This is a genomic window from Leptospira sp. WS58.C1, from assembly GCF_040833995.1.
GTDB classification, from domain to species: Bacteria; Spirochaetota; Leptospiria; order Leptospirales; family Leptospiraceae; genus Leptospira_B; species Leptospira_B cinconiae.
The window spans coordinates 177,347-190,502 of record NZ_CP162138.1; the positions used below are offsets into that span (position 1 = coordinate 177,347).

General features: G+C 42.9%; 10 protein-coding genes. 2 read left to right on the forward strand and 8 right to left on the reverse strand.

Annotated features, from left to right (window positions below; genetic code table 11):
* Positions 1–267: 267 nt before the first annotated feature.
* The 7 genes from AB3N61_RS17865 to AB3N61_RS17895 form a co-directional block, all read right to left on the reverse strand.
* Positions 268–1,797: a S1C family serine protease gene (locus tag AB3N61_RS17865; protein ID WP_020770056.1), complete on the reverse strand. Its 1,530-nt coding sequence runs from the start codon at positions 1,795–1,797 to the stop codon at positions 268–270.
* 3 nt (positions 1,798–1,800) lie between these two features.
* Entirely contained in the window at positions 1,801–3,261 is a 1,461-nt protein-coding gene (locus AB3N61_RS17870) for a S1C family serine protease (protein ID WP_367899341.1), read from the reverse strand.
* Positions 3,262–3,268: 7 nt separating this feature from the next.
* Positions 3,269–3,802, reverse strand: coding sequence for an adenine phosphoribosyltransferase (locus AB3N61_RS17875; protein WP_367899350.1), 534 nt, complete (start codon positions 3,800–3,802; stop codon positions 3,269–3,271).
* 96 nt (positions 3,803–3,898) lie between these two features.
* Complete coding sequence (gene htpX, locus AB3N61_RS17880; protein WP_020770124.1) at positions 3,899–4,810, reverse strand: protease HtpX; 912 nt, start codon at positions 4,808–4,810, stop codon at positions 3,899–3,901.
* Positions 4,811–4,890: 80 nt separating this feature from the next.
* A complete protein-coding gene (locus AB3N61_RS17885; protein ID WP_367899342.1) occupies positions 4,891–6,498 on the reverse strand; it encodes an NCS2 family permease in 1,608 nt (535 codons plus the stop codon).
* Positions 6,495–6,974: a ClpXP protease specificity-enhancing factor SspB gene (locus AB3N61_RS17890; protein WP_367899343.1), complete on the reverse strand. Its 480-nt coding sequence runs from the start codon at positions 6,972–6,974 to the stop codon at positions 6,495–6,497. The genes AB3N61_RS17885 and AB3N61_RS17890 overlap by 4 nt, the downstream gene beginning before the upstream one ends.
* Entirely contained in the window at positions 6,967–8,853 is a 1,887-nt protein-coding gene (locus AB3N61_RS17895) for a polysaccharide biosynthesis protein (protein WP_367899344.1), read from the reverse strand. The genes AB3N61_RS17890 and AB3N61_RS17895 overlap by 8 nt, the downstream gene beginning before the upstream one ends.
* A 106-nt stretch (positions 8,854–8,959) precedes the next feature.
* Between AB3N61_RS17895 and AB3N61_RS17900 the strand changes: the two genes are divergently transcribed.
* Positions 8,960–9,436 (forward strand): STAS domain-containing protein, encoded by a 477-nt coding sequence (locus AB3N61_RS17900; RefSeq protein WP_020770167.1) that lies wholly within the window; start codon positions 8,960–8,962, stop codon positions 9,434–9,436.
* 38 nt (positions 9,437–9,474) lie between these two features.
* Here AB3N61_RS17900 and AB3N61_RS17905 read toward each other — a convergent pair whose 3' ends face one another.
* Positions 9,475–9,993 carry a hypothetical protein gene (locus AB3N61_RS17905; protein WP_367899122.1) on the reverse strand — a complete coding sequence of 173 codons (519 nt, stop codon included), beginning with the start codon at positions 9,991–9,993 and terminating at the stop codon, positions 9,475–9,477.
* Positions 9,994–10,315: 322 nt separating this feature from the next.
* Between AB3N61_RS17905 and AB3N61_RS17910 the strand changes: the two genes are divergently transcribed.
* Entirely contained in the window at positions 10,316–13,156 is a 2,841-nt protein-coding gene (locus AB3N61_RS17910; RefSeq protein ID WP_020769990.1) for an adenylate/guanylate cyclase domain-containing protein, read from the forward strand.

The following is a 13,156-nucleotide window of genomic DNA, read 5'->3' on the forward strand; positions in this document are numbered from 1 at the left end:
CTGCCATAATTTCGAATTCAGCTCAGGGGCAAAGAAAAAACCCTTTGAAAACTGATTAGAAAAACCCATGTAAGCTGCCGATCTGGCGGAAGATTGGATTTGATTTGCAAAAGTTCCCTTTTAAAGGGAGGAAAATTCCGTAGAATCAGTCCAAACTTTCATTCCTATAAAATTAGACCGGCATAAAAGGAAAATTCTTTCCAAAGAACGGATGTTTTCGGCCTTTTTCGTACAACCGTTTTTGAAAAAGTAGGATGCTCTAACCGACTAACGAGGACCCATGGAGGATTTGGGGATCCTATATTCTTTTTGGATCCTTTGGTTCGCAGAGGCTATACTTTCCTTATCCAAAACAATGTCTGTTCCATCATCCAATCGAATCGTAACGTACCTTGACTTCGAGGACTTTACTTCGTTGGAAATGTCTTCAATCGATTGAACAGCTTTGCCATTCACTTGATCCACTAGTCTTCCTGAAACTTCGTGATAACCTTGGTTGGATTCGTCCGGGATCACCTGGGAAAGTAATACAAATTTACCCTCTTTTTTGTCCCCCGTAGAAAACTTATGATAATCGAATATGTATAGAAGTTTACGATCTACCTTCGATCTCCAATCTTTTCCCCATTCTAGAAGATATCCTTCCGAAAGTTCCACAAACAAGAAGCCGCCATCGAAATAGTATTCCGACTTGGACCCTAAATTTCTATGAGGGATACGGATCGAGGAATAGGGGAATACTTTTAAAGTGAGTTGGACTTCTTCTTCTTTGCCGGATCGAATAATTTTAACAGGGACTTTTTTCCCGATTTGGTAGCCGAACTCGTCTCCTAAATGGGCGATATAAGAGAGGACTTGTTTGCCGTATTTCGGATGTTGAAAATATCCTTTGGAATCTATCTTTTTGCCGCCGAATTCCAGGATCACATCACCGATCTTTAATATTCCATCTGCGGAACTATCAGGCAGTATCTCCGCTACCAAAATCCCCTGGTCTTTTGTTTTAAGGGAATAATAATCTTTGGTGGCCTTATCCATAATCGGCCTATAACGAAAACCTTTAAAAGGGATCTCGGTCTTACCGAATTCTCCCAAAAATTTGCTGATCAAAAAAGAAGGGATCGCTCGGCCTGAGTTCTTATCCCCCGAAAAATCGAAAAGTATCCCGCTTACTTTCCCTTTTTCTAATAGAACTTCTCCGTTTCCGTTCAATGTTTCGGTGGAGTTCACGTCCAAAACAGGCAGTTCCACCATTCCTTGCGGATATTGGTCCAGATCCATACTAATCAACGCGCCGGAAGCGGATTGAATGGAACCTGAATTATCCAATTGGTAGATGGAAACCTGTCTAGGATAATCAATCTCTTTGTGGAATTCGAACGGGATCAGATCTTTGAAAAAATTCTCTTCTTCTATTTTTAATAATGCCAGATCGGATTCGGAGTCTTGCCTTGCAATAATCGCCTTTGTCTCCGCATAAGAAGAATGTTTTTTCACCTCTATCAATGTGGAATGGGTGAGTAGATGTGCAGGCAATAAGATCTTTTCTCCGGGAACGACGATCCCTACACCTCTTCTTACCTTTGGATTTTTCTTTTTCCACGGGTTAAAATAATCAGGTTCTTGGTAGGAGATCTTTACCTGGACGATACTTTTTTTGTATTCTTCTTCCGCTTTTGCCTGAGAGGCGATCCCGTTTGGAGCGGCGGCCTTCGGAGAAACTTTCGGCTTTTTCGCGGCAAGTCCGGAACTAAAAACAAAAATGCCGATAATGAGGAGAAGGATCTTGGATCTCACGTATTACTCCAAACCGTAGGTGCTTCTGATCTGGGAATCCGCCTTTTGCGTTTCCTCCCGATCCAAGATCAGCGGTAGATCTATATTCAAAAATTTTAATTTTAAAAATTTGGACTTGGACCCCGCGATAATCTTTTTCAGGTCCGCAAGGCTGTTAATCGGTTCCTCGTTGACCGATTCCAGAACCAGATTTAGAAAATAATCGGAGGAAGAATTCACCGGGTGGGCCAATTTTCTGTACAAGACCACGTCCGCTTTTTTGGTTCTGCCGATCCCATCTTCTATAAAATAATCGTATCTATATAAGAACTGACTTCCGCCGGAGGTATTTCCACTCCTACTCCAAGCACCCAATAGGTCTCTGGACATTTCTTGGAATAATAATCCGCCGATCATGGAATAATCGAAAGGTGTATCGTACCTGTTTCTCATAAAATCGAAATCAGGCATTCTTTTGGCCTTAAATTCCACATCGATCAGTTTTCCGTTACGGAATACTTTGAATCGGATCGGTTCTCCGGAATACTTATCGTCTACCGTTTCCGTAAAATCCACACGAGCGTCTTTATCTAAAGTAATGGTCCCGTTCCTTCCGATGGCAAGACCGTCTATCTCGGTAAGATAATCTCCTTCTTTCAAATATCCGTCCGCAGATCCGTTCGGAAGAATTCTGGTCACGAATACCCCTTCTAAACCTTCGGGGATCCCTTTCGCTTTGCGGAGAGAAATATTAAAAGAATTGAATGTTCCGATGCCAAGTTCCACATAACCGTCGTATTTTCCGTCTTCTATATCTTTTAGAAAATGACGGATCACTTTAGTGGGGATGAGATAGCCTATATTTTCCCCTTTGGTCGCAACTTGGAAGGCAACTCCTACCACCTTATTATTTTGGATGGCAGGTCCGCCTGAATTTCCAGGATTGATCGCCGCATCCACTTGCAAAACTAAATGACTGTCTACGGAAGAATGTTCGTATTTGGATTGTTCTTTTCTGGAAACGATCCCTCTGGTTACGGAGACCTTATTCCCCCCAATGGGATATCCAACGACGATGAGAGAAGAGTTGAGTTCTGGAATTTCTCCTAAGCTGAGCTCGGTCGAATCTTTATAAAATTCCGGGTCTTCCGCCTCTAAAAGTGCCAAGTCGCAGTCATGGGCTACATGTAGAATTTTAACCCTGTACCATTCCGTCTGATTGTATCTTTGGACCTGAACGTACTTTGCGTTCGAGATCACATGAGCGTTTGTTAATATTCTTTTGTTTCCGATCAGAAATCCTGTGCCTGAACTTGCTCGGACCCCGTCCGTGGCCCAGGGAGTAAATGCACTGAAGGCTTGGGAATATACTTTGATCTGCACGACTGCTTTTCGCACATGATCGAAATCGCTTTTTTCTTCCGAGAAAAGAGGAAAATGAAGGTAGAATACTAGTACGATAAGACCAGATTTCAGGATCCGCATGAGATACTTAATGTCCTTCGAATTCGCAGATGGAGAATACGTTAACACCTAGATCTTTGTTTAATTTTGTAGCCCCGCCTAGATCCGGAAGATCGATGATGACTCCCGCTTCAGGCACTTCTGCACCTAATTTTTGTAATAATTGAACTGCGGCGATCATCGTCCCTCCAGTCGCAATTAGGTCGTCCATGATCAGTATCCTGTCTCCGGGAACTACGGAATCCTTATGTATTTCGATTATATCTTTTCCGTATTCGAGATCGTATTCTTGGGAAACAGTTTCGGAAGGAAGTTTTCCTTTTTTACGGATCGGAATGAATCCTACACCAAGTTGGAATGCAAGAGGTGCACCTATAATAAATCCTCTGGCTTCGATTCCGGCTACTTTAGTGATTCCTTTGCTTGCGTACCGGTCCACGAAAGTTCCTATGGTAAGAGCTAAACCTTCCGGATCTAATAATAGGGAAGTGATGTCTCTGAATAGGATTCCTTTGCGGGGATAATCCGGGATCGTGCGAATTTTGCTTTTAACTATGGACATAGGCTCGAAGTCCAATTCCATTTTCCGGAAAGGAACAAACAATTCTTTTTTCAATGGGAATGAGCGGCCTTCGGAAAAGAAGGCCGCGAATTTGGTTTAGTATGCTTTTGCTCTTAGAGCAGCGATTCTTTCTTCTAGAGGAGGGTGGGTTGCAAATAAGGATGCAAGTCCCCCGGCTCTGTTGGAAATTTTTAGGGCAGCTATTGTTTCTCCCCTTTGATCGATCGGATCTCTTGTGAAAGCGACTTTTAGTCTTTCCAAGGCAGCGATCATGCTGGATCTTCCCGCCAATTTTGCTCCACCGGCGTCGGCTCTGTATTCTCTCGCTCTGGAAACATAAGCGACTACGATAGAACCTAAAAGTCCGAAAACCACCATCAAAAGTTGTCTGATCATGAACTCCATAAAGAATCCACCACCGGATCCTCTTTCATCATTACGACTCAATTGAGAAACGATCACTTTACTTACGATCCAAGAGAAGAAGATCACGAACGAGTTGATCACTCCCTGCACCAAGGTCATGGTTACCATGTCTCCGTTGGCTACGTGAGAAAGTTCGTGTCCTAAAACTCCGTCCAGTTCTTCACTATCCATTCCGTTCAGAAGTCCGGTGGAAACCGCGACTAATGCGCTGTTCCTGCTAGGTCCCGTAGCGAATGCGTTGATCTCGGGAGATTCGTAATATCCGACTTCCGGCATTGGAAGTCCTGCAGCTGAAGCCAATCTCTGCACTCTAGTTAAAAGATCTCTTTGCCATCCGGTTGCATTTCTGGGATCGACTATTTGGACTCCCATGGAAGCCTTTACCATAAACTTGGAAAGCAGCAAGGAAATGAATGCGCCTCCCATACCCCATATTGCAGCGAATAGAAGGGTAGTAGCGTACGGTACTCCGGACTTAGCTAAATATACATCCAGCCCGGTAAGCCTGAGTATTAATCCGATCGTGAAGATTACCGCGATATTCGTTAATGCGAATAATCCAAATCTGCGAAAAAGCGCCATAGGCGAACAGTTCTCCTTTTTAGAAGTTTTCCAGGCCTCGGTAGTTCCGTGCCTGCCGGTCTTCTAAATTCCGGTATTGATTAGACCGCTCTAGGTTCCTTCTTTAAGAAAGAAGCTAAAAGAAAAAGTCCCGCAAGTAATAAATATGCCCAAACAAATGGACCCAGATTCAGCTGAAAAGAGTTCAAAATTGCGTTTCCAGCCAAGGAATAAGAATGTATAAACCCTGTTCCGGCAAGAAATGCACCGATTAAACAAGCGATGATTGCCTTCTTAAAATCTCTATCAATCACAAATGTTGCGATCGCAGCCCAAACCATGGAAGAAAGTAAAAATCCTTGGGATAAACTCAAAAGTCCACCAAGAGAATACGGAAAAATAGGCTGATCTAGAGGCACTGTGGAAAGCCAGATATTTTGGGTTTTGGAGGCAGCTTCAGTTCCTTCTATAGCTTTTGCAAGAATTGGGGCTGCATAATTGAATGCACTTTGGATCATCAATACTCCCCAACCCGCCAGAGCAGGAAGAAGTCCGATCACAACCGCAGGTGCATGTCTAGTAGGAGTCGCTTCGAATGCTTGTGCACCGATCACGATCCCGATCCAAAGTACGATTGCCATACCCGCTTCCACAGGGATAAGAGCGCATACAAAACTGACTAGTCCAAAGAACGCGATTAGGGTCATGAAGATCCCGTTCAAACTGGAGTAACCGGATCTCGCTCCGAGTGACTTCCATCCCGGGTGGCCGATATAAATTGTAGTGGGGAAAGGAGATCCGAATAAGGAACCAACAATTGTTCCAACACCGTTCATCATAAGAGAATTTCTGGTGTTAAATTTATCTCCTGCAGCTTCTGCGGATTCTATATTCTGCAAGGAACCGATTACGTTAAAAATTCCCATGGGAAGAATTACTGAAAGATATTCTCTGATTCCGATCTGACTCCAGGCTTCGAATAGATTTCCACCGCTCCATACCGGGAAATTAAATCCGAAATCGATAGAAGAACGTAATGCTGCACCGTCCATCATTTGTTTTCCGGTGAAATGGGGAAGATACCAAGCAAGCACGGTCCCGACGATGACAGAGATGAGTCCGCCTGGGATCTTGAACGGGAATACCACTCTTCCAAAATATTGCAAAAGAATAATTCCAAACGGAACAAATGCAATGAGTGGATTTAAGAATGTGCGGACCAAAAAGTCCATGGAGATAAATGTAAGCGCGATACCTGCGAGTGCAGAAAGAAGTGCGGCTCTAGGAGTAGCCTTTCGGATCTTCTCCGCAATAAATGCTCCGAAAAATTCGATTAACCCGGATACAAAGCTTGCAAGAAGTCCGATGGACCAAGCCGCCTTATAACTATTCGTCTTTTGGTATACGGGGAACATTACAAAAAAGACGAATGCGAACAAAGAAACGGTGTTGATCCCGTACGGTAATGCAGTGACATCGCTTCTGTTTTCCTTAAGTGCAAGTTGTCTTGCCTGCCAAGCATAAAAAAGATTTCCGACGAGTAGAGAGATTGCGGCTCCTGGGATGACTACTCTGAATACGAAATCCTGAGGCATTCCACAAAAACCGATACACAAAGCTACCAGAACCAAAATTTGGATCAGGTTATCGATCATTAGGCCGAAGAATCCATCCAGGTCCCCGGCAACAAACCATTTGTATTTGCTCATTTTTTTGTTTTACTCCCGAAGTCTACTTGGATTACATTATCTTTTCGTTTGGAAGATCCGGATCCTAGATCGGAAACTTCTTCCTTGGTTTCCGCCGAAGTTGTTTCCTCTTTTTTAGGAGGGAGATCCGGTTTCCCCAAATAAATTCTCATCTGGGTGACTGTTTGTTGGGACTTATCAAAAAATCTGAAAATTCCGTCCCAAGGCAGGAAGACTTCTTCCCAGGTATAGCCGAACTGTAGTTCTGCATACACCCATTCTTCTTCTATTTTGATATCTCTTGCGGCGCGAGGGCCTATGACTAGGATAATCCCTGATTCAGGCTCTTCTCCTACGAGTCCTCTTTTTCCGATCTTTAGATCGGGGTGAGGCATTACGTGTACGTAGAAGGTGCCGAACCTCTCCCAATACAGTGAAAAGAGTTGTTTTTTGAATTCTCGAAGTGTCTGTATATCTTCTAAATTCGGACTATCCATCGTTTTTCAACTTACGCGAGGTCTCCTCGCTGATATATTCTTTGTGTATTTTATACTCAGGAACTAACGCTTTAAAAGAAGAGAAAATTTCCTCTTCTCGGTCCGATTTCGCCGCTTCTAGTAACGCGTTAAATCTGGCCTGGAAGCTGCTAGGATCTCCTTCCTCTAAAGGGGCTGCAATCCTGATTTTAGGATGATGTGTTTTTTTGATCCCTTCTAGGTCTAACAGCAGTTCTTCGAAGAGTTTTTCGCCAGGTCTTAAACCGGTGAACACGATCGGAATATCCGTATATGGCCTGAAACCCGAAAGTCGGATCATATCTTCCGCAAGATTGAGGATGCGGATCGGTTCTCCCATTTCTAGAAGAAAAATTTCTTCCTTCTCCCCCATAGCTGCGGCTTGTAAGACCAATTGTGTCGCTTCCGGTATTGTCATAAAATAGCGGATAATATCAGGATGGGTCACCGTCACCGGACCACCATTGCTGATCTGTTCTCTAAATCTAGGAATGACCGAACCGCTGGAACCTAACACGTTACCGAACCTCACGGTAATAAATTTGGTTTTTGTTCCCGGGGAAATCGCTTGCAGATATAACTCGGCAACTCTTTTGGAAGCGCCCATTATGTTTACCGGATTGACCGCTTTGTCCGTGGAAATCAAAACAAAACGTTCGGTGCCGTAATGTCTAGAAATATCAGCTAAATTCTTAGTCCCGAGTACATTATTTAAAACCGCTTCGGACGGATTGATCTCCATCATGGGCACATGTTTGTAAGCTGCGGAATGGAAAACGACTTGAGGCCGATCCGATTCGAAAACGGAGCCTATTCTCAGCGGATTCTTAATATCTGCGATTACCGCCCTGAATTGTATCCCGCTGTCTTTAAAAACTTTTCTGAGTTCGTAGTCTATTTCGTAGAGAGGAGTTTCTGCGGAATCCAGTAGGATCATTTTTGCAGGATGAAATACCGCAACCTGTCTGCATAATTCGCTACCGATGGAACCGCCGGCTCCCGTGATTAGCACGGTTTTACCTGCGATATAGGAGCGGATGGACTCTATTTCTAGGTCTACAACCGGACGACCGAGTACGTCTTCCACCCGAATCTCTCTTAATTGTTGTACTTTGGGCGGATCAAAAAATAGAGAACCCAAAGAGGGAAGGATCTTAAAATCCACATTCTCCGATTCGAAACTTTTGATCAGTTTACCGATCTGTTTCCCATCGGGATTACTGAATGCGATGAGAACTTTTTTGATTTCCAGAGAACGGATCAAAAACTCCGCCTGATCGATTTTTCCAAGTACCGGCACACCTTGGATATGAGCTCCTATTTTGGATTCATCGTCATCCAAAAGTCCTAGGGGAAGCAGATTTAGATCATTATGCCTTCTTAATTCAGTGAGAAGTGTAGCTCCCGTTTTTCCGGCGCCTAGGATTAATGTAGGAATTCCATCCCCTTGTTTTTTACGCAGAATGTACTGATCTCTCACCAGTCTCCAAGAAAGGCTGCGAATACACAAAAACCCCAGAAGAAGAAGTGTATCTATAACAGGGATCATTCTGGAAAGATGTTCGAATCCGTTGTAGAATAAAAGTGCGGTATTCGAGATGAGAGAGGAAAGTACAGTGGTCTTGATGATTTCAACTAAGTCGTGAATGGAAGCGTAGGCCCAAATCGATCTGTATATATTCGAAAATAAAAATACTAGAGAACGACAAACTACTACGATGAGTAGAGGAATATAAAAGTCGTTCGGCTCTTGTAAAAATACGGTAGATTCAAAACGGATCAGGTGGGCTAAAAAATAGGAGAGGATGATGAAGCTTAAATCCAAAGGGAAAAGAAGGCTTCGACGATTCCATTGACCCATTAAGTAAAAAAAATGTCGCTGGTGAGGAAAAGTCCAATCTTTTTAACGTTTTTTGAGTTGCTTAAAAACCCGATCTGAATCGAAACTTTAAAGGGCTTTTATTCTAGTGAAAGAATTGATCGTCAATTTACAAGGCAAACTGGATTCCTTACTCGGAAACACTTTCCGAGAAAAAACGGATCCTTTATTTCGAAGTGAGCCTCATAAAATTCTTTTGGACGCCAGAGACCTCCAAGTCTGGGACGAGAACGGTTTACTTTCTCTCAAAAACTCTTCTCTGGCTCATTTGAATTCCCGATATGCAGCCTGCGGATTGTCGGAAAGTCTTATGGGCGATTGGAATCGTCTGGGACTTCGAGAAAAAATCCCGTATTTCAAAACAAGAGAAGAAGCAAAACAATATCTAGTTTCCGGCCAAAATTCGGTACCGAGTTTCGAACCTAACGAGAGCACTACGGCTTGTCCCGCTTGTCTCCAGATCCTGAGAGTGCAGGGTAAAGGAAACTATCGTTGCCCTTCCTGTTCGCATACTTTCTATCTGACTGCAGACTATAGAACGGCTAGTTACGAGAAGTTATTCTAAGTTGGATTTCTTTTTGCACAATATGATCATTCTAAAATTTAAGGATCGATAACCGTTGCTTTTCCGATCCCAATATCCTTGATCTTTACTGAAAGTTCATTTGAACCTTTTTTACTTTCGAAAAATTCGATAAGCTGGTGCGAGATTTTTTTGCGTATACCGGAATGAGGTCGATCGTTCAGAAAATCGGTTTCACAAGTTTTTTCGGGGATTTTCCAATATCCGTCCAGGGAAATTTTATCTTCCGTTATTTGCCAAGTACCTTCCACTTCAATACCGCACGGAGAAGAAGGGAAGGGTTTAGAGATTTTTCCGTCCGGGTTCAGAGAATAATCCAAATATGTTTTTTTTCCGGAAAGAATGATCGTCAGGTCCGGGATAAAGACTAGGATTGATTTTTTGCTTAAAACCTTACGGAACGAATCACCGGAGTTTTTTAATAATAAACTTTCATAATTAGGGGAGGATTCTTCCGCCGTGCCGGTGACGGGGTTTGGCTTATCACCGCAATTGAACAGTAAAAAAAATGTGAAGAGTGATATTATGATTTTAAACATTAGTTTGTACTCTTGATCATTCGAAGTGGGTCGATACGTTATTTTCCAGGTCGATTAGAAGCGAAAATATATAGCCTACAAAAGATTATTTTTCATTTTCTAATCTTTCTATCGATGGCGAATTTAGGAAATAATTTTCCAACCTTGGGGACTGGGTTAGGAGTTGAAATCTTATTGACCTATCTTATTTCCTGTCAACGTAATTTTGGGTCGATCGAACCCTCGTTTCAAATTATATTATTCGAAAGGGTTGGGCCGGTTTGCGGATTCATTTTTTTATAGACTTGCCAGAAAAAAATCCGACTGGCGCTGTTACTATTATATGGGTACACAGACTTCTGACAAACGGGGTTTCGGACAAAAAATCCTAGATCTTACTCTAGTTCTTCCGAGACTATTTTATTCCGGAATTCGGGCAAAACTCGCTTGGTTTACCGGAAGTCTGATCGTTCTAACGATTCTCATTCTTTCCTTCATTTATGTGAGGCAACAAACAGAGATCCTCACGGAAAGTTATGATAGGGAAGCCGCCATTTCCAGAAAGTATATTTCTTCTCTCGTTTTGGAATTGGATAATATTTCCCAAAGTTTGATCCGGATCGAGGAATTCCGGGACCGGGTCAGTAAACAAACGGAAGCATTAAAAAAATATAAAACAACTAAGACCGTAGTCCAGGAAAACAAGGTCTCCTTTTTCGGGATCAAGACCAGTTTGTTCGGAGCTTTAGGAAAGAATAGGGTCCGTAAAACTTTGGACACGTACTATTCCGCTTATCTTTCTAAAGATGAGATCCAAATCCTGGAAAAAAACATCCGTATTCAGCTTCAGCATGGTGGAGAAGAAGTCGTCAGCGATAAGGAATTTGCCCGCTTGCAAGGTATGGCAAAAAAATTCGTCTTTGCCGATAGAGAAGCGGGACTTGTTCGAAAACGTTTAGGCGAGTTAAAAGAAAATCAGGAAAAACCGGATCTAACGGAGATCTCAGCTGCGGAAGAAGAACTTCGCAAAAAATCACTTCTGGCAAGAAAACTCAGATCCGAACTGGATGAGAAGATTGTGAGCATTCTTGCAGAATCTAAAAAGAGAAAAATTAAAGAATTGGGATTGGACACCGGTAGGTTTAGGATCCAAACATTTCCAGTTTCAGGAATTATTACGGGAGAAGCGTCCGAGCCAACATTAGATACTAAAATTTTCGATTCAGAATCTTCTCTCAACCAAGCCCCTATGGAAGAGAATTTGGAAGACGGTTTAAAGTCGGCGCTCAATTCACTTCTGGAAGGTGCAGGAGTATTAGGAGAGATCCGTCCTACGTCTTTCCAGCAGAATGGTTTGGAATTGCAGGCCTTATATTCTCCTCATTTTAGAAATCCTGCATCTACGGAAAGAGCCAAATTATTAGAGTCCAGAAGAGCCACCCTAGGACCTTGGAATAATTATTTAAAGGAAGAACAGGAAATTCTATCAGAACTTTCTAAAATACCTCCTGTCTTAGAAACCAGGCTGAAGGAATTGAAGGAAAAAAAACCTCCGATCCCTCCATTCAAAGATAAAGAATTTAAGAAACAGTATGCTCAATATGCTGCCTTGGTTCGAAAAAGAAATTTATTATACGCCACATATCTGCGAAACAATCCTCCAAAAGAAGAAGAGGAACTTGAAGTAGAGTCCTTCGGTTCTATCAGAGACTCGGCTTTAGAGGATCAGATCTTACTCAGATTCAGACCGGACGGTTCCGACTACGCTAAATCGGTGCAATCGGAAGAAGGAAAAGAAATTTTCCAAAAACGTTGGAACGCCGTCAGGGAATGGATCTATTCGGGAGAAAGTGAAACCCCGACCGCAAAATTAAAAGCGCTCTTTCCGGATGGGATTATAGGGAATAGTAGAACGGAAGCAGAACAAATCCTTTGGAAATTGGACGTTACACCTTTAATTTCAGAAGTTTCCGACGATCTTCCTACGGTTGTGCTGGCCTCCAATTTTTCGGGAGTGATCCGGACTGTAGTGGATAGAACGGAAGGTTTGGAATCCATTCGCCGCAATAGGGATAGAGCAGTACTTTCCGCATTGGGGATCTGCGGGTTTTCCATTTTCTTAGCGGTGTTTATCTCAGGTTTTGTGGTCACAAAGATCAAACGTCTCATTCGAAATGCGGAACAAGTAGGTAGAGGAGATTTGAACGTCGAATTCGAGCAGGGCGGAAGCGATGAATTCGGAAATCTTTCCGTCGCACTCAATCAAATGGTGACCGGTCTTCGAGAAAGAGAGAAGATCAAGGGTATCCTCGGAAGTATGATCGACCCTGTGGTGATCGGTGAGGCGATGAAAGATCTAGCCGCCCTCAAAAGAGGTACCGAAAAAAGAGTGACCGCATTCTTCTCCGATGTAGCAGGATTTTCTAATATTAGCGAAAAGTTAAGTTCCGTGGAATTGTCGGAACTTCTAAACGAATATCTCTCCGCTATGACATTGATCCTAAAGGACCATGACGGAGTTTTGGATAAGTACATCGGGGATGCGATCGTGGGGATTTTTAACGCACCGGTGGATGTGGAAGGTCATTGTTTAAAAGCGACCCGCGCTTCCATCAAAATGTTGGAAAAACTGGAAGAGTTACGAGCCGGATGGAAGAAAGCCCAAAAATATATTCCGGATGCAAGAGATATGCAGATCCGTATCGGTCTGAATACCGGGCTTGCTAAAGTTGGATTTATGGGAACGGATGCACTCGCATCTTATACAATGATGGGAGACACGGTAAACCTCGCCGCCCGTTTGGAAGCTGCAGGTAAAGATTACGGAGTTTCCATCTTGGTTTCGGATTCAGTCCATTCTGAAATTAAGGATTCTATTTTTACAAGAAAACTAGATTTAGTCCGGGTGAAAGGGAAGAACGACCCTGTGATCCTTTACGAAGCAATCTCAGAATTGAAAGGTGTCGCTTCCGCCAAAAAAGAAATCGTCGGCTTATACGAAGAAGGTTTAACGTTATATTTGGACCGTAAATGGGATGCTGCCATTAAGAAGTTTAAAGAATCCGAAAAAGCAAAAGGTAAGGATGATAAAGCGGTCCATTTACTCGTAGAAAGATGTAATGAGTACAAAAAAACCCCACCGCCTGCTTCTTGGGACGGGGTGTATACGAGAGATCATAAATGA